Raw genomic sequence first — 26,768 nt, 5'->3', positions numbered from 1 at the left:
GTCGGACCGGGGCCGCGGCGCTCGGTGTTACCGTGCAGCCCTGGCGGCCGGAATCATCCGCAGGAGGACGTATGGGGGCCAACGCGGACGACGCCCTGCCGCGGAGACTGCGGACGGCGTTCGAGCGCGGTGGTGAGATGGGCCGCCGGATGCTCGCGCTGGACTGGAGCGCGACCCCGCTCGGCGAGCCCGCCGGCTGGCCGCCCGAGCTGGTCGACGCCGTTGCCCGGATGCTTTCCTCCAGGGCGCAGATCGTCCTGTTCTGGGGTCCGGACCACTGTGCGCTCTACAACGATGCCTACATCCCGACCATGGGTGGCAAACACCCCGGCTACCTGGGTCTTCCTGGTCGCGAGATGTGGCCTGAGATCTGGTCCGTGCTCCAGGAGCTGTTCGACGACGTGCGGGTGCGCGACGAGTCGTTCTGGGCCGTCGACCACCCGTTCCTGATCGAGCGTTTCGGCTTCCTCGAGGAGACGTACTTCGACATCTCGTACGACCCGATCCGGCTGGGCGACGGCAGCCTCGGCGGGATCTTCTGCATCGTCAGCGACACCACCGGGCGGGTGCTCGCGGACCGTCGCTTCCGTACGCTCAGCGCGCTCGGCTCCCGGCTGGCCGACTCGCCCGACCAGCCGGCCCTCGGCGGCCAGGTCGCCGAGGTGCTCGGCGAGAACACCGCCGACGTGCCGTTCGCGGCGCTCTACCTGGACGACCCGGATGCCGCCGGCGAGCTGACCCTGGCCGGGTCGTGCGGGGTGCCGCCGGCCGCCTGCTGGCCGCTGCGCCCGGCCGCCCGGGCGGCGGTCGACGCGGTCATGCGCTTCGACCGGCCGGGCACCCTGACGGCGACCGAGGCGGTCCATCCGCCGCCCGCCGCCGCGGCCGACGAGGTGCTGGTGCTGCCGATCGGCGCGGGCACCAGCGGCGTCGGTGCGCTGCTGGTCGGGGTGAGCCGGTTCCTCGCGCTGGACCGCGGCTACCGGGACTTCCTCGACCTCGCCACCGCGCAGATCTCCCGCGCGGTGGCCAACCTGCGCGCCTACGAGCAGGAGCGGCGCCGGACGGCCGAGCTGGCCGCGCTGGACACCGCCAAGACCAACTTCTTCTCGAACGTGAGCCACGAGTTCCGCACCCCGCTGACGCTGATCCTGGGCCCGCTCGAGGACCTGCTGGGCGGCCCCGGCCTCACCGCCGAGCAGCGCGAACGGCTGGTGCCGATGCACCGCAACGGGCTCCGGCTGCTCAAGCTGGTCAACACGGTGCTGGACTTCTCCCGGCTGGAGGCGGGCCGGCTGCGGGCGGCGTACCGGCCGACCGACCTGGCCGACTACACCGCCCGGCTGGCCAGCACGTTCCGGGCGGTGGCCGAGCGGGCCGGGCTGCGGCTCGACATCCACACGCCGCCGCTGTCCGCGCCGGTCCACGTCGACCGGGAGATGTGGGAGAAGATCGTCTTCAACCTGCTCTCGAACGCGGTCAAGTTCACCCAAGCGGGTGGCATCACGGTCCAGGTCCGGGAACACGACGGCACCGCGGTGCTGGAGGTGACCGACACCGGCGTGGGCGTGGCCGCGCCGGAGCAGAGCCTGCTGTTCGACCGCTTCCACCGGGTGACCGGGGCCTGGTCGCGCAGCTACGAGGGCACCGGCATCGGCCTGGCGCTGGTCCGCGAGCTGGCCGAGCTGCACGGCGGCACCGCGACCGCGCGCAGCGAGCCGGGCGCGGGCAGCACGTTCACGGTCACCGTCCCGCTCGGCGTGGCCCACCTGCCCGCCGACCGCGTCCTCGACGACCCCGAGGACCTGCCCGAGCAGCAGTCCCGGCTCTACGTCGAGGAGGCGCACTGGTGGCTCGGCGAGACCGCGCCGGCCGCGGTGGAGCCGGGCGCGGTGCACGAGGGCCGGCGCGGCCGGGTGCTGCTCGCCGACGACAACGCCGACCTGCGCGACCACGTGGCCCGGCTGCTCCGGCCGTCGTTCGACGTCACCCTCGCCACGGACGGCCAGGAGGCGCTGGAGCTGGCCCTGGTCGAGCAGTTCGACCTGGTGCTGACCGACGTCATGATGCCCCGGCTGGACGGCTTCGGGCTGATCAAGGCGCTGCGGGCGGACGAGCGCACCCGGGACGTGCCGATCGTGGTGCTCTCCGCCCGGGCCGGCGAGGAGTCGTCCGTCGAGGGCCTCTCCGCCGGCGCGGACGACTACCTGGTCAAGCCGTTCTCGGTGCGCGACCTGGTGGCCCGGGTGCGGGCCAACCTGGAGCTGGGACAGAACCGCCGGCAGATCATCAGCCGGCTGCGCGGCCTGGTGGACGCGGCGGCCGCGGTGAACACCGTCAGCACCACCGCCGAGGTGCTCGACGTCGCCGCCCGGCACGTGCACGCGATGACCTCGGCCGCCCGGGTGGTGCTGACCGCGCCCGGGGCCCGCGCCGAGATGGACGACGGCGCCGACCGGGCGGACGCACCGGACGCCGTGCTGCCGCTGCCCGACACCTCCGGCGCGCCGCTGGGTGAGCTGAGCGTCTGGTCCGGCCCGGACGGCCCGCCCGAGCCGGTGCTGCTCGCCCAGCTCGCCCGCCTGGTCGGGCTGCGGCTCGGCAACGCCCGGCTCTACGAGGCCGAGCACCGGATCGCCAGCACCCTGCAGCACAGCCTGCTGCCGCAGTCGCTGCCGCGGGTGCCCGGCGCGATCGTGGCCAGCCGCTACCTGCCGGGCAGCACCGAGGCCGAGGTCGGCGGCGACTGGTACGACGTCATCCTCGCCCCCGACCACCAGCTCTTCCTGGTCATCGGCGACGTGGTGGGCAAGGGGGTGCAGGCCGCCGCCGGGATGGGGCAGCTGCGGAACGCGCTGCGGGCGTACATCCTCGAGGGGTTCGACTGCGGCGCGGCGCTGACCCGGCTGAACCGGCTGGTGGACAACCTGGGCCGGCGCCAGTTCGCCACCGTGGTGTGTGTCCGCTTCGACACCCGCACCCGGGAGCTGCACTACTCGTCCGCCGGGCATCCGGCCCCGATGATCGCGGCGCCGGGTGAGGAGGGCGAACTGCTCTACACCGAGGCCCTGGGCCCGCCGATCGGCGCGCTCAGCGACGTGACGTACCCGACGCTGACCGGGGCGCTGGCGCCCGGCCACCGGCTGCTGCTCTACACCGACGGGCTGGTCGAGGACCGCCTGCTCGGCATCGACGTCGGCCTGGCCGAGGTCCGCGCGGATCTCGCCAAGCCCGCCGAGCACGTCGAGGACCTGCTCGACCAGCTGCTCGCCAAGGCCGCGCAGCACGTCCGCCGCGACGACATCGCGCTGCTCGCGGTGCAGGCCACCGAGCCGCGCGAGTTCGAGCTGCGGCTGCCCGCCGACCCGACCCAGCTGAGCGTGCTGCGCCGCCGGCTGGACGACTTCCTGATCGCCCACGCCGTGCCGGACAACGACATCTTCGACCTGACCGTGGCGATCTCCGAGGCCGCCGCGAACGCGATCGAGCACCCGGTCGACCCGGCCGAGCCGGTGATCACCATCGCGGTGTCGCTGGACGAGGAGGCGGTGCTGGCGACGGTCCGGGACACCGGGAGCTGGCGCCCGGCCTCCGACGCCGGGTTCCGCGGGCGCGGGCTGGCGCTCATCGGCGCACTGTCGGAGCTGTCCGTGGCCCGGACCGAGGACGGCACCGAGGTGACGCTGCGCCGCCCGCTCGGGCGGTCCTGACCGACGGCCCCGTGGGTCAGCCGGGCTCGCCCTGGACCAGCCAGGGCTGGCCGCTCAGGCCGGAGATGTCAAGCACCCGGCGCACCTGCCGGGACGGGATCACCTCGAAGCCGGCCGGGAAGCGCTCGGCGAGCCGGATCAGCGCGTGGATGGCGGCGGAGTCGAAGAAGGTGACCCCGCGCAGGTCCAGGGTGGCGCTGCCGGCGCCCTCGGCGACGGCGGCCTGGAACATCGCGTCGGCGGTCGACATGTCGACCTCACCGCGGACGACCACGGTGGTACGGCCGTCCGCCACCGAGGCACTGGCCGAGAAATCGGTCTCGGCGCCGTCTTGATCCACGCTGACACGATTACACAGGCGCCCAGGAGCGGCAACAACCGGCCACGCGGGCCGGTCGGGGCGGGCACCGTGGTGGATGCCCGGCGGCACCCCGGGGGCGCGGCGATAAGCTGGGCCGATGACCGTTCGTGCCCCTCTCGTTCCGGGAAAGCTCTCACCCTGGCGGGCGGTGCCGCCGCAGATCACCCGCCCCGAGTATGTCGGCAAGAAGCGCCCGAAAGAGTGGCGCGGGTCGCACGTGCAGACCCCGGAGACCATCGAGAAGATGCGGGTCGCCGGCCGGCTCGCCGCGCAGGCCACCCAGCTCGCCGGTGAGCACTGCAAGCCGGGCGTCACCACCGACGAGATCGACCGGGTGGTGCACGAGTTCCTGGTCGACCACGGGGCCTACCCGTCGACGCTGGGTTACAAGGGCTTCCCCAAGTCGTGCTGCACGTCGCTCAACGAGGTCGTCTGTCACGGCATCCCGGACACCACCGTGCTGGCCGACGGCGACATCGTCAACGTCGATGTGACGGCGTACCTCGACGGCGTACACGGTGACACCGACGCGACGTTCTGCGTCGGCGAGGTCAGCGAGGAGGCCCGGCTGCTGGTCGAGCGCACCCACGAGGCGATGATGCGCGGCATCCGCGCGGTCGCCCCGGGCCGGCCGATCAACGCGATCGGCCGGGTCATCGAGGCGTACGCCCGCCGGTTCGGCTACGGCGTGATCCGCGACTTCACCGGGCACGGCATCGGGGAGACCTTCCACAGCGGGCTCTACATCCCGCACTACGACAACCCGCGGCTCGACACGGTGATGGAGCCCGGCATGACCTTCACCATCGAGCCGATGATCACCCTCGGCACCCACGAGTACGAGATGTGGAAGGACGGCTGGACGGTGGTCACCAAGGACCGCAAATGGACCGCCCAGTTCGAGCACACGCTGGTGGTGACCGAGGACGGCCACGAGATCCTCACGCTTCCGTGACGCTGCCCGAGCACCACGCGGACGTCTCGGGCGGCTGGCTGCGGGCCGCCACCTTCGGCGCGATGGACGGCCTGGTCACCAACATCGCCCTGATCGCCGGCGTCGGCGGGGGCGGGGTCAGCCGGCACACCCTGATCCTGACCGGGGTGGCCGGCCTGGTCGCCGGGGCGATCTCCATGGGCCTCGGTGAGTACACCAGCGTCCGCACCCAGAACGACCAGATCGCCGCGGAACTCGGCAAGGAGCTGCACGAGCTGCGGTTCAACCCCGAGGGCGAGGCGGACGAGCTGGTCGAGATGTGGACCGCGCGGGGGCTGCCCAGCCCGCTGGCCCGCCAGGTGGCCGACGTGCTCAAGGCCCACCCGGAACAGGCGCTGCGGGTGCACGCCCAGGAGGAGCTGGGCGTGGTGCCGGACGAGCTGCCGAGCCCGTGGACGGCGGCGCTGTCCTCGTTCGTGTGCTTCGCGATCGGGGCGGTGGTGCCGCTGCTGACGTACCTGCTGGGCTTCGACAGCCTGCTGCTGGCGCTGGTGGTCGGCGGCGCCGGGCTGTTCCTGGCCGGCGCGCTCATCGCCCGCTTCACCGGCCGCCAGTGGTGGCGCAGCGGGCTGTGGCAGCTGTTGCTCGGGGCGGCGGCCGCGGGGGCGACCTATGTGGTCGGCGCGCTGATCGGCGTCGGGGTCGCGTAGCTCATTCGAAGAGGGCGCTGAGCGGGCCGTCCACCGGGCGGCCCCGCGCGGTCAGGTCCTCGGCCTGCGCCTTGAGCACCGCGGCCAGCTCGGTCATGTCCGCGCCGGCCAGGCCCGTGCGCTTGACCGCGTCCGCCCGGTTGCGGAAGTAGGTGCGGCTGAGCAGGCCGGTGACCATGGCGGCGTGCAGCCGCGCCTCGGCGAGCAGCACCAGCGCCGCGTCCGTCTCGTACCACTCGGCCAGCCGGACCGCGCGCGCGTGCGCCGCCGAGGCCACGCACCAGTTGCGCCGGGCCAGCCCGCTGAACTCGCCCGGCCGGGTCTCGGCGAGCTTGCCCAGGTGCGCGTCGCGCTGGCCGGCGAACCAGGCGTGCGGGTCGAACAGGTCGCGGGTGGTCAGGTAGCGGTCGGCCTCCAGCGGCCAGCGCGGGGTCAGCTCCCGGGCCCGGCGCAGGCCCTCCTCGGCGGTGCCGACACTGAGGTCGACCAGGATGCCGTCGACCCGGCGCAGCGCGGCGCGGGGACCGGCGGTCGGACGGTACGTGACCACGTGCAGGTTGAGATCGCTGCTGTCGGAGTCGTCGCCGTGTGCCAGCGAACCGTGCACGCCGATCGCGCGCACCTCGGCCGACCAGCGCCGCAGGATCACGTCACGCAGCCGGGTGGCCAGGTGCCAGCGCGGATTGGCCAGGTCGTACTCGTCCTGTGACACCGCGTCATTGTCGGGCATGGATGCGCCCGGGGAAAGGTCCTCAGGCGCGCCCGGGCCAGGCCATCGTCGCCGGCGTCACCTCGCCGAGCCGGCGCCAGCGGGTCGCCCGGACCGCCGCGTCGACCAGCGCGTTGAGCGCGGTGGCCCGGTCCGCGTCGGTGGTCACCGGCAGCACCGCCCGCCAGGCCTGCGCGACGCCGTCCTCGACCTGGATGGCCAGCTTCAGCGCGCTCTCCCGGTCGGTCACCTCGAACGGCAGCGTGTAGCCGGCCGGGGCGGGGGCGGCGCTGGCCTGCAGCGCGGCGAGCCGGCTGACCAGCACGTCCCGGCGGCCGCGGTGGACGGCCTCGGTGGCCCGGGCCTCGGTGCGGTCGCCGTTGCCGGTGAGCTTCACCCCGAGGATCCCGTAGGCGTAGATGGCCGCTTCCTCGGCGGCGAGGGCGGCCGCGAGCTGCGCGCTCATGCCAACCCCCCGACCTGCGCCGCGTCAGCGGGGCGGTTCGCCACCCGGCTTGTGCGCGGGTGGTTGTGCGGGTGGTTTGTCGCCTGGCTTGTGCGCGGGTGGTTGTGCGGGTGGTTTGTCGCCTGGCTTGTGCGCGGGTGGTTGTGCGGGCGGTTTGTCGCCTGGCTTGTGCGCGGGTGGTTGTGCGGGCGGTTTGTCGCCTGGCGTGCTCGCGGGTGGTCGTGCCGGTGGCTCATCGCAGGGCCTCCGCGTGGGCGGCGCGGGCGGCGGCGATGGAGCCGGTCAGGCCGGCCCGGTCGGCCGGTGCCGTGCGGCAGGCCGCGGCCGCCGTCTTCTGCGCCGCCTGCTCCGCCTTGCGCAGCGTCGCCACCGAGTCGGCCGCGTCGCCGCCCGGCGCCCCGGAGGCCGGCGCCCCGGACGGGAGCGCCTTGCCGATCACCCGGGACAGCTCGGCCGCGTGCGTCCGGTGGTCGGCGGCGAGCGGCCTGAGCCGCTTCGCCAGGCCGGGCTCGGCCAGCACCGCCCGGTCGTACGCGGCGGCCAGCGCCAGCGCCTCGTCGAGCACCGGTTGCAGGGGGTCGGGCGGTGGTGCGGGCTCGGGATCACCGTCGAAGAGCCCGCAGCCCGCCAGTGCCGTCGCGCTCAGCGCCCCACCGGCAGCCACGCCGATCAGGTGACGTCTTTTCACGCGGTCAGTCAACACCATCGGGGCCAGGCTCCGCGGGGGTGGCGCTGACCTGGGCGGGGTGCCGATTCGGAGCGGCGGCGGCCGGGTCACCGGCCCGGCGCGTTACGCTCTGCGTCAGCCGCCGGGGATTTCTGCCCCGGTGGCATGCCGGTGTTGCCGGCGACCGGCGCGCGGAGCACCTGCCGCGTGCCGCATTCGAGCAGAAGGGTTGGCCCGATGACGCAGCGTGGTCGCGGCGGAGCCCGGCCGGCGAACCGTCGCTCCGGCGGGGGCCGGGTCCAGGACGCCGATGAGACGCGTCAGCCCGCTGCTCCGCGCATCGACCTGGTCGCCGCGAGGTCCCGCGTCCGCGCGGTGATCGAGCCGGTCGTGGTCGCCGCGGGTTTTGACCTTGAGGACGTGAACCTGTCCCGCGCGGGCCGGCGGCACGTGCTGCGGGTGCTGGTCGACGCCGAGGGCGGCATCAGCCTCGACGACGTCGCGGTGGTCGCCCGGGAGATCTCGCAGGCGCTCGACACGGCCGAGGAGAACCAGGGCGAGGTGCTGGCGGGCGAGTATCAGCTCGAGGTCGGCTCGCCCGGGGTGGACCGGCCGCTGACCCTGCCCCGGCACTGGCGGCGCAACGTCAGCCGGCTGGTCACCGTCACCGTCGCGGGCCGGTCGCTGACCGGCCGGGTCACGGCGGCCGACGAGACCGGCGTCGTGCTCGACGTGGACGGCGCCGGCAGCGAGATCCCGTACGCCGATCTCGGGCCCGGCCGGGTCCAGATCGAGTTCAAGCGGCTGGACGAAGCCGTCTTCCCGGACGAGCCCGACGAGGGCGAGCCGGTGGACGACGATGATGAAGACGATGACGAGGATGGGGAGGGCGAGGACAGATGAACATCGACCTCGCGGCGCTGCGCGCCCTGGAGCGCGAGCGGGAGATCCCGTTCGACACGATTCTCGCGGCGATCGAGACGGCGCTGCTGACCGCGTACCGGCACACCGACGGTGCCGAGGGGCACGCCCGGGTGGAGATCGACCGCAGGACCGGGTCGGCCCAGGTGTTCGCGCAGGAGCTGGACGCCGACGGCACGATCGTCCGGGAGTGGGACGACACCCCGCACGACTTCGGCCGGATCGCGGCGATGACCGCCAAGCAGGTGATCCTGCAGCGGCTGCGCGAGGCCACCGACGAGGTGCACTTCGGCGAGTATGCGGGCCGCGACGGTGACCTGGTCACCGGCATCGTGCAGGCCGACGCGGCGCGCGCCGAGAAGGGCATCGTCATCGTCGACCTGGGCAAGCTCGAGGCGGTCCTGCCGCAGGCCGAGCAGGTGCCGGGGGAGACGTACGAGCACGGGTCCCGGATCCGCTGCGTCGTGGTGCACGTGGCCAAGGGCTTCCGCGGGCCGCAGATCACCCTGTCGCGCACCCACCCGGCGCTGGTGAAGAAGCTGTTCGCGCTCGAGGTGCCGGAGATCGCCGACGGCACGGTGGAGATCGCCGCCATCGCCCGTGAGGCAGGTCACCGTTCGAAGATCGCGGTGCATTCGCGGGTGCAGGGCGTCAACGCCAAGGGCGCCTGCATCGGCCCGATGGGTCAGCGGGTCCGGGCGGTGATGAGCGAGCTGCACGGCGAGAAGATCGACATCATCGACTACTCGGCCGACCCCGCGCAGTTCGTCGGCAACGCGCTCTCCCCGGCCAAGGCCCTGCGGGTCGAGGTGGTCGACGCGGCCACCCGCACCGCGCGGGTGACCGTGCCCGACTTCCAGCTCTCGCTGGCGATCGGCCGGGAGGGCCAGAACGCCCGGCTGGCCGCCCGCCTGACCGGCTGGCGCATCGACATCCGTCCGGACAACGAGCAGCCGGATCCGGCCGCGGAGCGCGATGCCGCCGAGACCGGAAGCTGACCGGATACGCGAGCACGAGGCACGCGGGGTAGACTTTCGGGTGGCCGGTCCGACACGCACCTGTGTTGGGTGTCGCTCACGCGTGCCGGCCTCCGATTTACTGCGGTTCGTCGCGGTCGGAGCGGGGGGTCATCTCCGGCTTCAGCCCGATCCGGGCCGCCGGCTGCCGGGCCGGGGAGCACATGTGCATCCTGATCCGGCCTGCTTCGCGCAAGCGGAGCGGCGACGTGCCTTCGGGCGCGCGCTGCGACTCACCGGTGTTGCTGACACCGGATTGCTTGCCGAGCACATCCGAGCGGTCACCGTGCCGTCCGGAACCACCGATGATGAGGCGTAGGCGCCTCGTCCATGTCCAGCAAGGTAGGACGACCCAGATGAGCACACGATGAAGTCCCTGAAATGACCAGGCTTCTAGTGCACGAGTGAGGTCGGCGGGCGCTGCTCGTACGACCTCGAGATGAGGAGTGCAGTGCCAGGCAAGGCCCGCGTTCACGAGCTCGCCAAAGAGCTCGGGGTCGACAGCAAGACCGTTCTCGCCAAGCTCAAAGAGATGGGCGAGTTCGTCAAATCCGCATCCAGCACGGTCGAGGCCCCGGTGGCCCGGCGACTTCGTGGTGCCCTCGACGCTCCGGGTGGTGCCGCTCCGGCGGCGTCCGCGCCCGCCGCGGCAGAGGCCCCGAGCGCGCCCAGCGCCCCCCGGGTCAACCCATCGGCCATGCGGCCGCAGCCACCGCGCCGGCCCGCCGCGCCGACCGCGGGAGCGCCCACCAGCGCCCCCACGTCTTCGGCGCCGTCGCCCGGTTCGATGGTCCGGCCCAAGCCGCCGGTCCCCGGCCGTCCGGGCCCGGTGCCCGGTCCGGTCGCCAAGCCGGCGAGTGCCCACGACATCGAGGTGGCGGCCGCCGAGGCACGCGCCTCGGCGCTGAAGGCCGAGCAGGAGGCCTCCGTCAAGGCTGCCCAGGCGGCCCGCACGCGGGACGCCGAGCGCCGGGCGCAGCAGCCTCCGGCCGACGGCACCACCCGTCCGCGGCCCCCGGGCCCCGGCGCGGTGCCGCCGCGTCCCGGCTCACCTGCGGCAACGCGTCCCGGAGCCCCGGGCGCGCCCACTACCGGCCGTCCCGGTCCGGGCGGCTCGCCGCGCCCGCCGGCCCGCGGTCCCGGTAACAACCCGTTCGGCGTCTCCGGTGGCAGCCAGCGGCCGACCCCGTCGGCGATGCCCCGGCCCAACCAGCCGGGCATGCCCCCGCGGCCGAGCCCTGCCTCGATGCCCCCGCGGCCCAGTCCCGCGTCCATGCCCTCGCAGCGTCCCGCCGGTCCCGGCGGCGGTCGTGGCGGTCCCGGCGGTGGCGCCGGCCGTCCCGGCGGTCCCGGTGCTGGTCGTGGCGGTCCCGGTGGTGGCGCTGGTGGCGGCTTCCGTCCCGGTGGCGGCGCTGGCGCCGGTGCCGGTGGCGGCGGTTACCGCGGCGGTCCCGGTGGCGGCGGTGGCGGCGGTGGCTACCGCGGTGGCCCCGGTGGCGGCGGCGGTGCTGGTGCCGGTGGCGGCTTCCGCCCCGGTGGCGGCGGTCCCGTCGGCGGTGCCCCCGGTCGTCCGGGTGGTGGCGGTCGCGGTCGTGGCGGCGGTGCCGCGGGTGCCTTCGGGCGTCCCGGTGGCCGGCCCACGCGTGGCCGCAAGTCGAAGAAGCAGCGGCGTCAGGAGTTCGACAACCTGTCGGCTCCGCAGATGTCGTCGGGTGCCCCCCGCGGCTCGGGCCAGGAGGTCCGGCTGTCGCGTGGTGCGTCGCTCTCCGACTTCGCCGACAAGATCAACGCCAACCCCGGCTCGCTGGTCCAGGAGATGTTCAACCTGGGCGAGATGGTGACGGCGACGCAGTCGTGCTCCGACGAGACGCTGCTGCTGCTCGGCGAGCACCTGGGCTTCGACGTGCAGATCGTCAGCCCCGAGGACGAGGACCGCGAGCTGCTGTCGCGGTTCAACATCGACCTCGACGCCGAGATCGCCGAGGACAGGCTCGTCACCCGGCCGCCGGTCGTGACCGTCATGGGTCACGTCGACCACGGTAAGACGAAGCTGCTCGACGCGATCCGCAAGACCAACGTGGTCGCCGGCGAGGCGGGTGGCATCACCCAGCACATCGGCGCCTACCAGGTCGTCGTGCCGCACCAGGGTGAAGAACGCGCGATCACCTTCATCGACACCCCGGGCCACGAGGCGTTCACCGCCATGCGTGCCCGTGGTGCCCAGGTGACCGACATCGTGATCCTGGTGGTCGCGGCCGACGACGGCGTCATGCCGCAGACGGTCGAGGCGTTGAACCACGCCAAGGCGGCAGAGGTGCCGATCGTGGTCGCGGTCAACAAGGTCGACAAGCCGGACGCCAACCCGGACAAGGTCCGCCAGCAGCTGACGGACTACGGCCTGCTCGCCGAGGAGTACGGCGGCGACACGATGTTCGTCAACGTGGCCGCCAAGCCGGGCCTCGGCATCGACGAACTGCTCGAGGCCGTGCTGCTGACCGCCGACGCGTCGCTGGAGCTCACCGCTCCGATCGACGGGCCGGCGCAGGGTGTCGCGGTCGAGGCCCACCTCGACAAGGGCCGGGGCGCGGTTGCCACGGTCCTGGTCCAGAAGGGCACGCTGCGGGCCGGCGACTCGATCGTGGCGGGTGGCGCGCACGGTCGCGTCCGCGCCATGCTCGACGAGAACGGCCAGCAGGTGGCCGAGGCGGGTCCGGCGCGTCCGGTCCTGGTGCTCGGTCTGACCGCGGTGCCGAGTGCGGGTGACACGTTCCTGGCGGCCGCTGACGACCGCACGGTGCGGCAGATCGCCGAGCAGCGGCAGGCCCGTCGGCGGGCGGCGACGTTCGCCAACTCCCGGCGTGCCAAGACGCTCGACGACTTCGTCAAGGCGATCGAGGAAGGCGAGCGCGCCTCGCTCACCTTGGTCATCAAGGGCGACGGCTCGGGTTCGGTCGAGGCCCTCGAGGACTCGCTGTTCAAGCTCGAGGTTCCGGAAGAGGTGCAGCTCAAGGTCATCCACCGCGGCGTCGGTGCGATCACCGAGAGCGACGTCAACCTGGCGTCGGCCTCCTCGGAGCAGACCGCCACGATCATCGGCTTCAATGTCCGGGCCAGCAACAAGGTCAAGGAGATGGCCGACCGCGCCGGCGTGGAGATCCGCTACTACAGCGTGATCTACCAGGCCATCGAGGAGATCGAGGCGGCCCTGAAGGGCCTGCTCAAGCCGGAGTACGAAGAGGTCGAGCTGGGCACGGCGGAGATCCGCGAGGTCTTCCGCTCGTCCAAGATCGGTCTCATCGCCGGCTGTCTGGTCCGCTCGGGCCTCATCCGCCGCAACGCCAAGGCGCGCATCCTGCGCGACGGCACCGTGGTGGCGGACAACGTCACGATCAGCTCGCTGAAGCGGTTCAAGGACGACGCCACCGAGGTCCGCGAGGGCTTCGAGTGTGGTCTGACCCTGAGCGGTTTCGGGTCGCCGCAGCCCGGCGACGTGATCGAGACGTTCGAGATGCGGGAGAAGCCGCGGGCGTAACAAACCCCGGTTGACGGCCCCCGGCGCTACGGCGCCGGGGGCCGTTGTCTTTACTACTGAGATGTCTCGCTACGCCCTGCTCCTCGCGCCGTCCGCCAACCGTGTCTACGCCGACCAGGCCGGCCGCCTCTCCCGGGCGGAGCTGGCCGCCTTCCGGCCGGTCCTCTCGTCGGACGTGGCGGAGGTGGACGCCACCCGGATCGGCGGGGTGGAGTACCTGACGTTCACCGCGGACCTCCAGCCCCGGGACGTCGCCTTCCTGTCGAACATGTCGGCGGCCTACGCCCTGTTCGAGCGGGCCGGCGACGACCTGCTGCGGCCGCTGGAGCTGACCCCGCTGGCCCGCTACGACAGCGACCTGATCACCATCCCGAAGTACGCCGGCAAGACCAACGAGCAGTTCACCAAGCTGCTGCTCAACCTGACCCTGCTGGCGTCGGCGTCGGCCCGCCGGATGCTCGACGGTCACCTGATCGTGGGTGACTTCCTGGCCGGCCGGGGCACCACCCTCAACCAGGCCCTGATGTACGGCTACGACGCCGTCGGCGTGGAGCTGGACGGCAAGGACGTCGAGGCGTACAAGCTGTTCCTGCAGACCTGGCTCAAGCGCAAGCGGCTCAAGCACAGCGCCGAGTTCAACCCGGTACGCCGGCAGGGCAAGAAGGCCGCCCGCCGCATGGAGATCACCCTGGCGGCCAGCAAGGACGACCACAAGGCCGGCGCCGTGCAGAAGGTGACGATGCTCAACGCCGACACCACCCAGCTGGACGGCCTGCTCCGCGCCAACTGCGTGGACGTCCTGGTGGTCGACCTGCCGTACGGGGTCGCGCACGCCAGCTACGAGGACGAGGGCGGCATGTCCCGGCGCCCGCTGGACCTGCTGGAGCGCGCCGTGCCGCAGTGGGTGCACCTGCTGCGCCCCGGCGGCGCCATCGGGCTGTCCTGGAACACCAAGGTCGCCCGCCGCGAGCTGGCCGAGGACATCCTGGTCGCCAACGGCCTGACCCCGGTGCCGCACGAGGAGCTGAGCCACCGGGTCGACCAGGGCATCGAGCGCGACATCGTGGTGGCCCGGAAACCCGGATGACCCCCGGCGCCGGCGGGCGTAGTCTCATGCGCTGATGTATATCGAGACTGCACTCTTCGACCTGCTGCTGCCCGGCGACTCCCGTTCGCTCAAGCAGAAACGCTCCTACCTGCGGCCGATCATCGCGATGCTGCGCAAGTACGAGGTCAGCGTCGCCGAGGTCGGCGACCACGACCTGCACGGCCGGGCCCAGATCGGGGTCGCCGTGGTGGCCGCCGAGCCGGCCCAGGCGCGCGCGGTGATCGACACCTGTGAGCACCAGATGGCCGGCCGCCCGGAGATCGAACTCCTCTCGGTGAGGCGCCGGTTACACGGTGACGACGACTGACGGCCCTGCTCGTGGCGCCCGCGGGTGCCGGGCCGACGGGAAGTTCGGGCCGCGGGGGTCATGGGTAGGCTTCAGGCGTTGGGCGGGGCGGTTCGCCCCGGAGGCACGGTTGTCGGAGGTGGGCGATATGTCGGATCCGGCCAAGACACGCCGGCACGCGGAGCGCATCCGCGAGCTGGTGGCATCGCTGGTGCGAGAGATCAAGGATCCCCGGCTCGGCATGGTGACGATCACGGACGCCCGGATCACCGGTGATCTGCGCGACGCACACGTCTACTACACCGTGCTCGGCGACCAGACCGAGCAGGCCGCGACCGCGGCGGCCCTGGACAGCGCCAAGGGCATGCTGCGCACCCGGGTCGGTCACGCCCTGGGCCTGCGGCACTCGCCGAGCCTGACGTTCGTGCTGGACAACGTCCTGGACAACGTCAAGGAGATCGACGAGCTGCTGGCGGCCGCCCGGCACCGCGACGCCGAGGTGCAGCGGCTGGCGGCCGGCAAGCAGTACGCCGGCGACCCGGACCCGTACAAGGCCGACGACGAGGAAGACGAGGACACCGACGAGCGGGTCGGTGCCCGGGAGGACCAGGGGTGACCGAGGCGGTCACCGTCTCGGAGGGCACGCCCACCGCCGCCGACTTCTCGGCGGCGGTCTCGGCGGTCCGGGAGCTGGCGCCGACCGGCCGGGTGCTGCTGATCTGTCACGTCAACCCGGACGGCGACGCGCTGGGCAGCATGCTCGGCTTCGGCCTGGGGCTGCGCCGGCTCGGCGTGCCCCGGCTGCAGGCCACGTTCCCGGGGCCGTTCGAGGTGCCCGCACCCTTCGCCGAGCTGCCCGGCGTCGACCTGCTGGTGAGCGAGGAGCAGGCGGAGCCGGAGCCGGATCTGGTGGTCGTCTTCGACGTGGCCGCCGAGTCCCGGCTCGGTGCGCTGGCCGACCGGCTGCCGCGGGCGCGGGCCACCGTGGCGCTGGACCATCACGCGTCCAACACCGGCTTCGCCGGCATCAACCTGGTGGACGCCGGCGCGGCCGCCACCTCGGTGGTCGTCGAGGAGCTGCTGCGCGGGCTCGACGTGCCGCTGGACGCGGAGATCGCCGAGTGCCTCTACGTGGCGCTGGCCACGGACACCGGCTCGTTCCGGTTCGACATGACCACGCCGCGGGTGCACGAGATGGCCGCCCGGCTGATCGCCACCGGGCTGCGGCCGGGGGAGATCTCCCGCCGGGTCTTCGACAGCCGCCCGTTCGGGGCCGTGAAGCTCTCCGCCGACGTGCTCAGCCGCGCGCAGCTCGATCCCACGGCGGCGGCCGGGCACGGCATGGTGTGGACGTACGCGACGCTCGACGACCTCGAGCGGCACGGGCAGCGGCCGTACGTGCTGGACGCGCTCATCGACCCGGTCCGCAGCGTGGCCGAGGTGGACGTGTCCGTGGTGGTCAAGCAGATCGCCGAGCACGAGTGGGCGGTGTCGCTGCGCAGCAAGGGCGCGGTCGACGTGAGCGCGGTCGCGGTCGCCCTGGGCGGCGGCGGGCACCGGCTGGCCGCGGGCTTCACCGGCTACGGCACCCCCGGCGACGTGGTCACGGCGGTCCGTGACCGGCTGGTGGAGCACCTGATTCCGTAGCGTCGCAGCGACGGGGCCGGCCTTCGGGCCGGCCCTTTGTCGTTGATCCGTTTCCCGCTCTGCGGGATGCGAGGAGCAGTCAGCGAGACTGAACGATAGTTTGAGTTAACGGTGATTTGGTTTCTGCACGGGCGCTACCACCGACCGCCGCAGCAGCCTCGAGCCACCCGGGTCCACCATCCCGGGCTGCGTTGCCCCGCCACCCGTCCGGCGATCCCGGACCGGCCCCTGCGACGCGCCGCTCGATCGATCAGTGGGTGCCGCGCACCCGTCCCACCGTGGAAGGACCACGATCATGGCTGCTATGCCCAAGCCCAAGCCCCAGCCGTCCGATGACGCTCGCGAGCAGGCCCGCCGCGCGCTGCAGACGTCGCTGGATACGCGCCAGTAAGTAGTCGAGGCGCGTTGCGCCCCTTACGGCTCGGCGGGCATCATGGGGATCATGAGCCCGCCCGCAGCCGTAGACCCGGGCACCCTCACGCGGCGGATCGCCGCCCTGGCCCTGCCGGCCCTGGTCGTGCTGGCCGCCGAGCCGCTGTACGTGCTGGTCGACACCGCCGTGGTGGGTCACCTGGGCCGGGTGCCGCTGGCGGCGGTCGCTGTCGGCGGCACCGTGATGTCGGTGGCCGTCTGGTTCGGCACCCTGGCGGCGTACGGGACCACCGGCCGCGCCGCCCGCCGCTTCGGCGCGGGTGACCGTACCGCTGCCGTCGCCGAGGGTGTCCAGGCATCCTGGCTCGCGGTGGGCACCGGCGGGTTGCTGGTGCTGCTCGCCCAGCTCTTCGCCGCACCGCTCACCCGGGCCCTGGCCGCCGACCCGGCGGCGGCCGAGGCCGCCGCCGGTTGGCTGCGCATCGCCTCCTTCGGCATCCCCGGCCTGCTGCTCGCGGCGGCGGGCAACGGCTGGATGCGCGGCGTGCAGGAGACCCGCCGCCCGCTGATCTACGTCCTCGGCGCCAACGTGCTCTCCGCGGTGCTGTGCCCGCTGCTCGTCTACCCGGCCGGCTGGGGACTCACCGGCTCGGCCGTCGCCAACGTCGTGGCCCAGTCCCTGACCGGCCTGCTGTTCCTCTGGGCGGTGGTCCGGGAACGGGCGCCGCTGCGGCCCAGCCCTGCGGTCATCGTCCGGCAGCTCGTGCTCGGCCGGGACCTGCTGATCCGCGGCGCGGCGTTCCAGGCCTGCTGGCTGTCGGCGACCGCGGTGGCCGCCCGGTTCGGCATCGCGGCGGTGGGCGCCCACCAGATCGGCCTGCAACTCTGGTTCTTCTGCGCGCTGGCGCTGGACGCGGTGGCGATCGCGGCCCAGTCCCTGGTCGGCGCGGCCCTGGGCGCCGGCGACGACACCGCGGCGCGAGCGGTGGCCCGCCGGGTCACGGCGGTCGGCGCGGTGGCCGGGGTGGGCTTCGCGGTGCTGGCGGCGGCGGGCGCGGGCGTGGTGCCGGGCTGGTTCACCGGCGACCGGGCGGTCCACGAACAGGCGGCGATCGTCTGGCCGTGGTTCGTGGGCATGCTGCCGTTCGCGGGCGTGGTGTACAGCCTGGACGGGGTGCTGATCGGCGCGGGCGACGTGGGCTACCTGCGCACGATGACGCTGGCGGCGGCGCTACTGGGCTTCCTGCCGGCGATCTGGCTGGCGTACGCGCTGGGGTGGGGGCTGGCGGGGGTGTGGTTCGGGCTGGCGCTGTTCATGCTGATCCGCCTGGTGTTCCTGCTGGTGCGCTGGCGTGGCACCCGCTGGGCGGTCCTCGGCGCGACCCGGTAGGCGTGCGGCGCAGGCATCGGTGGAGCTCGGGTGTGACCAGGCATGCTTCGCGATTGGTCCGGTCGGGAGCGGCCGGGCCACGGCTGTGGTTGACGGCTCCTGCCCGCTGCGGGCTTCCCGGCTGCCGAGCGCGGTGTCCGCATGACGGATGTCGGTCCCGGATGCCGGCCGGTCGTCTCAGCAGAAAGCCAGGCGTCTCACCATCCGAACCGGTCGCCACCCCAAAACACCGCAAATATCGCACGGTGATGGGTGTTGGCGGCGATCTTGTGACGGTGGGGCGAGGAGCTGAGTCTTTTGCGTGGTTGGTGTATCGGGCGATGGCAATAGCCCGCCGGAGTGACGTGGGCCGCGCGCCGACCGCCACCGACGCGCAAGATTTCGTTCTTGTTGATGTGGTGTGAGCTCCGAACCTTAAGTCCACAAGATCGACGATTCGCTGCTCGCTTCGTGACTTTTACGCTCTTTGTTCCGTTAGGATTCCTGCGATGTGAGAATCCTGCTCAATATGTGGGCCAGTGCTGCGGGTCCGGCGGTGGGCAGGCCTCCGGCAATGCTTGGCGCGGCCGTTCGGCGCGGCAGAAGCGTGTCGCCCGTCCGGGGGATGGCGATCGATCATCACAACAGCCGTGCAAAAGACTCAGCTGACCGCGGTGCAACAAGATCGGCGGTTGCTCGGGTGCCGCCGGTGGCGCGGAGTGACGGAAACTGTTGTTTCGGCGTTGTCCGGGCAGCGCCGGCGGCGAGAACGGCAGGAGCCGCCGCCAGCGGCGCGGCGGACGCGGGTCGAGCGGACACCGGACGCGGGTCGAGCGGACGCCGGACGCGGGTCGAGCGGACGCCGGACGCGGGTCGAGCGGACGCCGGACGCGGGTCGAGCGGACGCCGGACGCGGGTCGAGCGGACGCCGGGCGAGCGGACGCCGGGCGTACGGGTCACCCGGGTGGCTGGCACCTCACCCCCCGGCCCGACCGGTGTGGTGGCCGGTCTGGTTGGGTGGGTCCGTGAACGTCGACGGGCTCATCGTTGTGGACAAGCCGGCCGGGATGACCTCGCACGACGTGGTCGCCCGGATCCGGAGGCTGGCCCGGACCCGGCGGGTCGGGCACGGCGGGACGCTGGACCCGATGGCCACCGGCGTGCTGATCATCGGGGTCAACCGGGCCACCCGGCTGCTCACGTACGTGATCGGGGCCGGCAAGAGCTACACCGCGACCATCCGGCTCGGCCAGGCCACGGTCACCGACGACGCCGAGGGTGACGTCACCGCGACCGCCTCCACCGCCGGGGTCACCGACGCCGCCATCCGGTCCGGGCTCGCCGCCCAGACCGGTGAGATCGAGCAGGTGCCCAGCGCGGTCAGCGCCATCAAGGTCAACGGGCAGCGCGCCTACAAGCGGGTCCGCGACGGCGAGGAGGTCGAGCTCGCCGCCCGCAAGGTCATCGTCTCCCGGCTCGACGTGCTGGCCGTGCGCCGGCCCGCGGACGCCGACGTGGTGGACGTGGACGTCGACGTCACCTGCTCCAGCGGCACCTACATCCGGGCCATCGCCCGGGACCTGGGCCGCACGCTCGGCGTCGGCGGCCACCTGACCGCGCTGCGCCGCACCGCGGTCGGTGACCTCACGCTGGCCGCGGCCGCCACCCTGCCGGAGCTGGAGGAGCGCGCGCCCGACGTGATCGGTCTGCCGATGGCCGAGGCGGCCCGGCGGGCCTTCCCGCAGCGCGAGGCCGACGCCGAGGAGACCCGGTTGCTCAGCCACGGCGGGCCGCTCGAGCCGGTCGGCATCGAGGGACCGTACGCGGTCTTCAGCGCCGCCGGCGACCTGCTCGCGATCGTCTCCGAACGCGACGGCAAGGCCCGCGCCGAGATCGTCCTCGCCCCCGCCTGAGAAACGCGGACCAGCGGCACGCGCCGCTGGGTGCGGGCTAGTGGCGCCGGGCCAGGTGGTCCGCGACCGTCGCGACCAGGTCCGCGGCCGCGTACGGCTTGTCCAGGAAGCCGTCGCACCCCGCCTCCAGCGCCGCCGCCCGGTCCTGGGGCAGCACGCTCGCCGTCACCGCCACGACCGTCGGCCGGGGCCGGCCGCCGCCCACCGTGCCCGCCGCCAGCTCGCTGGCCAGCGTGAGCCCGTTGCCGTCCGGCAGGTTCATGTCGAGCAGCACCAGGTCCACGTCCTCGGTGTCCAGCAGTTCCCGCGCGCTGGCGATGTTCGCCGCGTCCAGCACCTCGGCGTCGCGGACGGCGGCGATCCGGGCCCGTGAGAGCACCGCCTTGACCAGGGTGCGGTTCAGCTCTTCGTCCTCCACCAGCAGGATGCGCGGGTTCTCGGCCGTCACGGGTGCTCCCTCTTGTCCCTCGCAGCAGTACCGGACCCGCCGAGCAGCGGTGCCAGCGTCTCCCAGCCGGCCCCGCCGGCCATCGCCGTGGCCACCACGCCGCCGGCCATCGCCGTGGCGACCAGTGGGGCGGCGTCGCCGGGCGGGCGCTCCACGCCGGCCGCCGCGGTCAGGCCCAGGACCGGGGTGTGCCGGGTGGCCGGGTCCAGTTCGATGGCGGCCAGCAGGCTGAACCCGTCCACTTCCGGTGACTGCATGTCGCAGACGATCAGGTCGAAGTGGCCCTCGCGGCTCAGCGCCAGTCCGTCCCGGCCGTCGGCGCAGGCGACCACGTCGGCGCCGCCCGCGCGCAGCCCCTTCTCGATCGCCTCCCGGACCTCGTCGTCGTGGTCGACGACCAGCACCCGCGGCACCGGCCGGTGGGCGATCTTGCGGGCCAGCGCGCCGAGCAACGCCGCCTGGTCGACCGGCTTGACGAAGTAGTCGTCGGCGCCCAGGGCCAGCCCGGCGTGCCGTTCGTCGATGATCGTGGCGAAGAAGACCGGGATGCCGGCGAGCCGCGGATCGGCCTTGAGCCGGCGGATGACCTCGAAGCCGTCGATGCCGGGCAGCGCGACGTCGAGCACGATGGCGTCGGGCGGGTGGGCGCCGGCGGCGGTCAGGCCGGCCTCGCCGGTGCCGGCCACGTCCACGTGGTAGCCCGCGCCGACCAGCTGGGTGGTGAGCAGCTCCGCGGACTGCGGGTCGTCCTCGACCAGCAGCACCCGGGCGCCCGCCGCCGGACCCTGGTCGAGCTTCATCACCGGGGCGGCGGGCAGCCGTACGGTGAAGGCGCTGCCCTTGCCCGGGGTGGAGACCAGCGAGATCTCCCCCTCGTGCGCCGAGACCAGCCGCTTGGTCAGCGCGAGCCCGAGGCCGGTGCCGGCCCGCTGCCGTTCCGGGTCGCCGACCTGCTGGAACTCCTCGAAGACCTTCTCCAGGTCGGCCTCGGCGATGCCCACCCCGGTGTCGGCGACGGTCAGCTCGACCTGATCGCCGAGGGCGGACACCGAGACGAAGATCGAGCCACCCTCGGGGGTGAACTTGATCGAGTTGGAGAGCAGGTTCTCCACGATCTGCCGGAACCGGACCCGGTCGGCGAGCACGGTCGCCTCCGGCAGCGTCGTGCTGATCGCGAGGTTCTTGGTGGTCAGCAGCGGGGACAGGCCGGTCAGCAGCTCGCTCACCGCGGTGTCGACCCGCAGCGGCGCCAGCCGCAGCTCCAGCCGGCCGGACTCGACCTTGGCCAGGTCGAGGATGTCGTTGATCAGCCCGAGCAGGTGCCGGCCGCTGGTGTGGATGTGGTCGACCCACTCCGCGGGCACCCGGCGCCGGTCGCCGTCCGGCTCCTCCAGCCGCATCAGGTCGCTGAAGCCGATGATCGCGTTGAGTGGGGTACGCAGCTCGTGGCTCATGTTGGCCAGGAACGAGCTCTTCGCCTGGCTGGCCCGGGTCAGCGCCTCGACGGAGGCGCTGAGCTCGGACGCCATCCGGCGGTGCGCGGAGGTGACCGCCTGGCGCTCGGCGAGGATGCCGGCCTGGCCGCCGAGCGCCGCCAGCAGCCGCAGGTCGTCGTCGCTGAACAGGCTCCGGTGCCGGTTGAACAGCAGCACCGCGCCCTCGGCGTCGGGCGGCACCGGCATGCTCAGCACGGTCACGAAGTCGTCGCTCAGGTCGTCGCCGTAGTGCGCCACCAGGGCCGCGTCGCTGTCCCGCAGCCGGGCGGGCTGGCCGGCCCGGATGAGCGCGGTGACGTCGGCGAAGCCCAGTTCGTCGGGGGTGGGCACCAGGGGGCCGGCGTACGCCGCCGGGGCCAGCATGCCGTCGGCCCGCGGCATCAGCACCGCCACCGCGTCGGTGCCGGTCTGCACCCGCATGATATCGGCGTAGATCTGCCAGACCTGCTCGGCGGACTCGGCCGGCGCGCGCAGCAGCCGCTCGGTGACCGACTGCGCGGCCGAGGCGGAGAAGATCCGGCCCAGCCAGCGCGGCGGCTCGAAGGCCACCAGGTAGCCGAGCCCGCTGATCAGCGCCAGCACCCGGCTGCCGGCGTCGAAGTAGTCGCTGGCGCCGGGCAGCGAGGCGATGCCCATCAACACGACCATGAAACCGAAGGCGAGGGTGGCGCCGGCCGCGGTCATCAGCCGGGCGCGGTTCGCCCCGGTCCTGGTCCGGGCCTTGCCGAACAGCAGGGCCGCGGCGATCAGCTCGGCGCTCAGGAAGGCCGTCGCGCCGACGAACAGCTGGACCGGGAGCAGCGGCAGCGGGGCGAACGCCAGCCAGGCGGCGACCGCGGCGAGCGGGATCAGCACCGACCGCTGGAGCCAGCGCGGCACGAACCGCAGCCGGGCGGCGAGCCGTACGGTCAGGTACGGCTGCGCCAGCAGAGCGACGAGCGTGACACCGCCCACCCACTCGGGCAGGGGCCCCCCGACGACCCGGCCGGCCACGTCCACCGCGAACAGCACTGTGCACGACGCGAACACCAGCGTCACGTCGCGTTGCAGCGGGTCGCGGCGGCGCAGATACCCGCCCAGCGCGCGGACGAAGAGCACGGCGAAGGTGAACTCGGCCGCCAGCAGGACGAGAGAACTCCAGTCAGCGCTCATATCGGTACTAACTGTAGCGTTTCAGGCAGTCGTGGAGACCGATACGCTTACCCCCGGGACTCTCAGAGAGGTAAGTGGGATGCAGCGGTGGCGCGGGTACGAGGCGGTGCCGGGCGGCTTCGGCCGATCGGTGGTGACCATCGGCGTCTTCGACGGCGTGCACCGCGGCCATCAGGCGATCATCGGGCACACCGTGAAGCGGGCCCGCGATCTGGGCCTGCAGTCGGTGGTGGTGACCTTCGACCCGCACCCCGCCGAGGTGGTCCGGCCCGGCTCGCACCCGGCCGTGCTCACCGAGCCGGTGCGCAAGGCCGAGCTGCTCGAGCAGCTCGGCGTCGACGCGCTCTGCGTGGTGCCGTTCACCCCGGCGTTCTCCCAGCTCAGTGCCGAGGCGTTCGTGCACGACGTGCTGGTCGACGCGCTGCATGCCGCGGTTGTGGTGGAGGGGGACAACTTCCGCTTCGGCCACCGGGCGGCCGGCGACCTGGCCATGCTGACCCGGCTCGGGCGCACGTTCGGCTTCACGGTCGAGGAGGCGCCGCTGGTGGCCGAGGACGAGCTGGTCTTCTCGTCCACGTACATCCGCAGTTGTGTCGATGCCGGGGACGTCGCGGCCGCGGCGGCCGCGCTCGGCCGGCCGCACCGCCTGGCCGGCGTGGTGGTCCGCGGTGACCAGCGCGGCCGGGAGATCGGGTTCCCGACCGCCAACCTGATGTGCCACCGTTACGCGGCCATCCCGGCCGACGGCGTCTACGCGGCCTGGCTGGTCCGCGGCGGCAAGCACGGCGGCCCGCAGCCCGCCTCGGTGTCGATCGGCACCAACCCGACCTTCTCCGGCCGGGAGCGCCGGGTCGAGGCCTACGTCCTCGACTTCGCCGGCGACCTGTACGGCGAGCGCGTCAGCCTCGACTTCGTCGCCCACCTGCGCGAACAGCGGGTGTACACCGGCATCGAGCCGCTGGTGGCGCAGATCCGCGAGGACGTCGAGCAGACCCGCACCGTGCTCGCCCGGCCCTCGATCTAAGCTGCTGATAAGCTTGCCGTGACGTCGGCTATTCCGACGACCGGACTCGCCTGCCTGCCCGACGCCGCGGGCCGCGAGCCCGCCCCCAGCGGGGCGGGACACCGTCTGAATCGGCAACACAGAATCACGGAGAACATGGCGCTCGACCAAGAGACCAAGACCAAGATCATGACCGAGTACGCGACCCTCGAAGGCGACACCGGTTCGCCCGAGGTGCAGGTCGCGATGCTCACCAAGCGGATCGCCGACCTGACCGAGCACCTCAAGGTGCACAAGCACGACCACCACAGCCGTCGTGGTCTGCTGCTGCTGGTCGGCCGTCGCCGCCGCCTGCTCAACTACGTCCAGAAGAAGGACATCGCGCGCTACCGGACGCTGATCGAGCGTCTCGGCCTGCGCCGCTGATTTGAGGGGGGAGCGGCCGACCGGCTGCTCCCCTCAGCTCTACCCACGGACCCGCGCGGCCCCAGGCCACCGGCCCCGGTCCTCGGTAGTGGTTCCCGAGCCAGACACCTCTCGGGTACTTCGATCGAAGACCGGCCAGCCTCTTCCGCGCTGTGTGAACCCGCCGGGTCCTCGACGAAGGAGTACCGCACTACATGTCTGAGCAAAAGGCTCTCGGCACCGAATCCCGCACCGCGATCATCGACAACGGCTCCTTCGGGACCCGCGAGATCACCTTCTCCACCGGCAAGCTGGCCCGCCAGGCCGCCGGCTCGGTCATCGTCCAGCTGGGCGAGACCACCGTGCTCTCCGCGACCACCGCGGGAAAGACGCCGAAGGACCACTTCGACTTCTTCCCGCTGACGGTCGACGTCGAGGAGCGCATGTACGCCGTGGGCCGCATCCCCGGCTCGTTCTTCCGCCGCGAGGGCCGGCCCAGCGAGGACGCCATCCTCACCTGCCGGCTGATCGACCGGCCGCTGCGCCCGTCGTTCACCAAGGGCCTGCGCAACGAGGTCCAGGTCGTCGAGACCGTCCTCGCGCTCGACCCGCAGCACCCGTACGACGTCGTCGCCATGAACGGCGCCTCGATGTCGACCAAGCTCTCCGGCCTGCCGTTCAGCGGCCCGGTCGGCTCGACGCGCGTCGCGCACGTCGAGGGCCAGTGGGTCAACTTCCCCACGCTGGAGGAGCTGGCCCGCGCCACCTTCGACATGATCGTCGCCGGTCGCACGCTGGCCGACGGTGAGGTCGCGATCATGATGGTCGAGGCCGAGGCCACCCCGCACGCGCTGACCCTGATCGCGTCCGGTGCCCCGAAGCCGACCGAGGAGGTCGTCGCCAGCGGCATCGAGGCCGCCAAGTCGGCCATCCGCGAGCTGTGCCGCGCGCAGAGCGAGCTGGCCGAGGTCGCCGCGAAGCCGGTGCAGGAGTTCCCGGTCTTCCTGGACTACCAGGACGACGTCTACTCCGCCGTCGCCGAGGCCGCCAAGGGCGAGCTCGGCGAGGCGCTGAAGATCGTCCAGAAGGCCGACCGCGAGGAGGCCCTGGACCGGGTCAAGGCCAAGGTCGTCGAGGCCGTGGCCCCGCAGTTCGAGGGTCGCGAGAAGGAGATCAGCGCCGCGTTCCGCTCGGTCACCAAGACCGAGGTGCGCAACCGCGTGCTCCGCGACCAGGTCCGGATGGACGGCCGCGGCCCGCGTGACATCCGGCCCCTGTCGGCCGAGGTCGGCATCCTGCCCCGGGTGCACGGCTCGGCGCTGTTCGAGCGCGGCGAGACCCAGATCCTGGGCGTCACCACGCTGAACATGCTGCGGCTGGAGCAGTCGCTGGACACCCTGTCGCCGGACAAGTCCAAGCGCTACATGCACAACTACAACTTCCCGCCGTACTCGACCGGTGAGACCGGCCGGGTGGGTTCGCCCAAGCGCCGCGAGATCGGTCACGGCGCGCTGGCCGAGCGGGCCCTGGTGCCGGTGCTGCCGACGCGCGAGGAGTTCCCGTACGCGATCCGCCAGGTCTCCGAGGCCCTGAGCTCCAACGGCTCGACCTCGATGGGCTCGGTCTGCGCCTCGACGCTGGCCCTGCTCAGCGCCGGTGTGCCGCTGAAGGCGCACGTCGCCGGCATCGCCATGGGCCTGATCTCCGACGAGGTCGACGGCAAGACCCAGTACGTGACGCTGACCGACATCCTGGGCGCCGAGGACGCGTTCGGCGACATGGACTTCAAGGTCGCCGGCACCCCGGAGTTCGTCACCGCGCTGCAGCTCGACACCAAGCTCGACGGCATCCCGTCGGACGTGCTGGCCGCCGCCCTGCAGCAGGCGCACGACGCCCGGGCGACGATCCTCGCGGTCATGGACGAGGCCATCAACAGCCCGGCCGAGATGAGCGAGTACGCCCCGCGCGTCACCAGCGTCAAGATCCCGGTTGACAAGATCGGCATGGTCATCGGCCCGAAGGGCCAGACGATCAACGCGATCCAGGACGAGACCGGCGCCGACATCTCGATCGAGGACGACGGCACGATCTACGTCGGCGCGACCAACGGCCCGGCCGCCGAGGCCGCGGTCGAGCGGATCAACGCCATCGCCAACCCGACGATGCCGAAGGCCGGCGACAAGTTCCTCGGCACCGTGGTGAAGACGGCCGCGTTCGGCGCGTTCATCTCACTGCTGCCGGGCCGCGACGGCCTGCTGCACATCTCCAAGGTGGGCGACGGCAAGCGGGTCGACCGCGTCGAGGACTTCCTCAACGTGGGCGACAAGGTCGAGGTCTCGATCGCCGACATCGACAACCGCGGCAAGATCTACCTGGACAAGGTCCGCCCCGAGGGTGCCGAGGCTCCCGCCGCCGAGGCGCCCGCCGCCGCCGGCGAAGAGGGTGGCCGCCCGCCGCGCGAGGACCGTGGCCCCCGTGGCGAGGGTGGTGGCGAGCCCCGTCGCCGTCGTCAGCGTCCCAGCGGCGACCGCAACTGATCCACG

At 72.8% G+C, this 26,768-nt stretch carries 22 protein-coding genes; 16 read left to right on the top strand and 6 right to left on the bottom strand.

What is annotated here, in order from left to right:
* Positions 1–71 precede the first annotated feature (71 nt).
* Positions 72–3,710, top strand: coding sequence for a SpoIIE family protein phosphatase (locus tag ACIBQZ_RS25565; RefSeq protein ID WP_396091284.1), 3,639 nt, complete (start codon positions 72–74; stop codon positions 3,708–3,710).
* Between the two features lie 16 nt (positions 3,711–3,726).
* Here the strand turns inward: ACIBQZ_RS25565 and ACIBQZ_RS25560 are convergent, their stop codons facing one another.
* Complete coding sequence (locus tag ACIBQZ_RS25560; protein ID WP_396091283.1) at positions 3,727–4,050, bottom strand: STAS domain-containing protein; 324 nt, start codon at positions 4,048–4,050, stop codon at positions 3,727–3,729.
* A 118-nt stretch (positions 4,051–4,168) separates the two neighbouring features.
* Here ACIBQZ_RS25560 and map point away from each other — a divergent pair, with 118 nt between their 5' ends.
* Complete coding sequence (map, locus tag ACIBQZ_RS25555; protein ID WP_396091282.1) at positions 4,169–5,026, top strand: type I methionyl aminopeptidase; 858 nt, start codon at positions 4,169–4,171, stop codon at positions 5,024–5,026.
* The gene (locus ACIBQZ_RS25550; protein ID WP_396091281.1) at positions 5,023–5,715 is read left to right on the top strand and encodes a VIT1/CCC1 transporter family protein; all 693 of its coding nucleotides are present in this window, start codon (positions 5,023–5,025) and stop codon (positions 5,713–5,715) included. Before map ends, ACIBQZ_RS25550 begins: the two co-directional genes overlap by 4 nt.
* A 1-nt stretch (position 5,716) precedes the next feature.
* On the opposite strand, the gene ACIBQZ_RS25545 is transcribed toward ACIBQZ_RS25550, so the two are convergent.
* The 3 genes from ACIBQZ_RS25545 to ACIBQZ_RS25535 all read right to left on the bottom strand — a co-directional run bounded on the left by ACIBQZ_RS25545 (position 5,717) and on the right by ACIBQZ_RS25535 (position 7,578).
* Positions 5,717–6,445 carry a nucleotidyltransferase domain-containing protein gene (locus ACIBQZ_RS25545; protein ID WP_396091280.1) on the bottom strand — a complete coding sequence of 243 codons (729 nt, stop codon included), beginning with the start codon at positions 6,443–6,445 and terminating at the stop codon, positions 5,717–5,719.
* 22 nt (positions 6,446–6,467) lie between these two features.
* Positions 6,468–6,890: a ferritin-like domain-containing protein gene (locus ACIBQZ_RS25540; RefSeq protein WP_396091279.1), complete on the bottom strand. Its 423-nt coding sequence runs from the start codon at positions 6,888–6,890 to the stop codon at positions 6,468–6,470.
* A gap of 232 nt (positions 6,891–7,122) precedes the next feature.
* Positions 7,123–7,578 carry a hypothetical protein gene (locus ACIBQZ_RS25535; protein ID WP_396091278.1) on the bottom strand — a complete coding sequence of 152 codons (456 nt, stop codon included), beginning with the start codon at positions 7,576–7,578 and terminating at the stop codon, positions 7,123–7,125.
* Positions 7,579–7,794: 216 nt separating this feature from the next.
* Here ACIBQZ_RS25535 and rimP point away from each other — a divergent pair, with 216 nt between their 5' ends.
* The 10 genes from rimP (at position 7,795) to truB (ending at position 19,721) form a co-directional block, all read left to right on the top strand.
* Entirely contained in the window at positions 7,795–8,460 is a 666-nt protein-coding gene (gene rimP / locus ACIBQZ_RS25530) for a ribosome maturation factor RimP (protein WP_396091277.1), read from the top strand.
* Positions 8,457–9,476 (top strand): transcription termination factor NusA, encoded by a 1,020-nt coding sequence (gene nusA, locus ACIBQZ_RS25525; protein ID WP_396091276.1) that lies wholly within the window; start codon positions 8,457–8,459, stop codon positions 9,474–9,476. The genes rimP and nusA overlap by 4 nt, the downstream gene beginning before the upstream one ends.
* A complete protein-coding gene (locus ACIBQZ_RS25520) occupies positions 9,454–9,813 on the top strand; it encodes a YlxR family protein (RefSeq protein ID WP_396091275.1) in 360 nt (119 codons plus the stop codon). The genes nusA and ACIBQZ_RS25520 overlap by 23 nt, the downstream gene beginning before the upstream one ends.
* A gap of 132 nt (positions 9,814–9,945) precedes the next feature.
* The gene (gene infB / locus ACIBQZ_RS25515; protein ID WP_396091314.1) at positions 9,946–13,026 is read left to right on the top strand and encodes a translation initiation factor IF-2; all 3,081 of its coding nucleotides are present in this window, start codon (positions 9,946–9,948) and stop codon (positions 13,024–13,026) included.
* 61 nt (positions 13,027–13,087) lie between these two features.
* Entirely contained in the window at positions 13,088–14,113 is a 1,026-nt protein-coding gene (locus tag ACIBQZ_RS25510) for an SAM-dependent methyltransferase (protein WP_396091274.1), read from the top strand.
* A gap of 34 nt (positions 14,114–14,147) precedes the next feature.
* The gene (locus ACIBQZ_RS25505) at positions 14,148–14,441 is read left to right on the top strand and encodes a DUF503 domain-containing protein (protein WP_396091273.1); all 294 of its coding nucleotides are present in this window, start codon (positions 14,148–14,150) and stop codon (positions 14,439–14,441) included.
* A 127-nt stretch (positions 14,442–14,568) separates the two neighbouring features.
* A complete protein-coding gene (gene rbfA / locus ACIBQZ_RS25500) occupies positions 14,569–15,036 on the top strand; it encodes a 30S ribosome-binding factor RbfA (protein ID WP_396091272.1) in 468 nt (155 codons plus the stop codon).
* Complete coding sequence (locus ACIBQZ_RS25495; RefSeq protein ID WP_396091271.1) at positions 15,033–16,067, top strand: bifunctional oligoribonuclease/PAP phosphatase NrnA; 1,035 nt, start codon at positions 15,033–15,035, stop codon at positions 16,065–16,067. Before rbfA ends, ACIBQZ_RS25495 begins: the two co-directional genes overlap by 4 nt.
* 442 nt (positions 16,068–16,509) lie before the next feature.
* Positions 16,510–17,829 (top strand): MATE family efflux transporter, encoded by a 1,320-nt coding sequence (locus tag ACIBQZ_RS25490; RefSeq protein WP_396091270.1) that lies wholly within the window; start codon positions 16,510–16,512, stop codon positions 17,827–17,829.
* 1,004 nt (positions 17,830–18,833) lie between these two features.
* Entirely contained in the window at positions 18,834–19,721 is an 888-nt protein-coding gene (truB, locus tag ACIBQZ_RS25485; protein WP_396091269.1) for a tRNA pseudouridine(55) synthase TruB, read from the top strand.
* A gap of 37 nt (positions 19,722–19,758) precedes the next feature.
* Here the strand turns inward: truB and ACIBQZ_RS25480 are convergent, their stop codons facing one another.
* Both ACIBQZ_RS25480 and ACIBQZ_RS25475 read right to left on the bottom strand, forming a co-directional pair.
* Complete coding sequence (locus ACIBQZ_RS25480; protein ID WP_396091268.1) at positions 19,759–20,169, bottom strand: response regulator; 411 nt, start codon at positions 20,167–20,169, stop codon at positions 19,759–19,761.
* Complete coding sequence (locus ACIBQZ_RS25475; protein ID WP_396091267.1) at positions 20,166–22,817, bottom strand: response regulator; 2,652 nt, start codon at positions 22,815–22,817, stop codon at positions 20,166–20,168. Before ACIBQZ_RS25475 ends, ACIBQZ_RS25480 begins: the two co-directional genes overlap by 4 nt.
* 79 nt (positions 22,818–22,896) lie before the next feature.
* Between ACIBQZ_RS25475 and ACIBQZ_RS25470 the strand changes: the two genes are divergently transcribed.
* The 3 genes from ACIBQZ_RS25470 (at position 22,897) to ACIBQZ_RS25460 (ending at position 26,762) form a co-directional block, all read left to right on the top strand.
* A complete protein-coding gene (locus ACIBQZ_RS25470) occupies positions 22,897–23,841 on the top strand; it encodes a bifunctional riboflavin kinase/FAD synthetase (RefSeq protein ID WP_396091266.1) in 945 nt (314 codons plus the stop codon).
* Positions 23,842–23,976: 135 nt separating this feature from the next.
* On the top strand, positions 23,977–24,246 hold the full coding sequence (gene rpsO / locus ACIBQZ_RS25465; RefSeq protein WP_023561775.1) for a 30S ribosomal protein S15: 270 nt from the start codon (positions 23,977–23,979) through the stop codon (positions 24,244–24,246).
* A 194-nt stretch (positions 24,247–24,440) separates the two neighbouring features.
* The gene (locus ACIBQZ_RS25460; RefSeq protein ID WP_396091265.1) at positions 24,441–26,762 is read left to right on the top strand and encodes a polyribonucleotide nucleotidyltransferase; all 2,322 of its coding nucleotides are present in this window, start codon (positions 24,441–24,443) and stop codon (positions 26,760–26,762) included.
* Positions 26,763–26,768: the final 6 nt, after the last annotated feature.

The organism is Actinoplanes sp. NPDC049599 (assembly GCF_044465625.1).
Taxonomy (GTDB): Bacteria; Actinomycetota; Actinomycetes; order Mycobacteriales; family Micromonosporaceae; genus Actinoplanes.
Note: the sequence above shows the minus strand (reverse complement) of the source record. Positions and strands in the feature narration are given on the sequence as shown.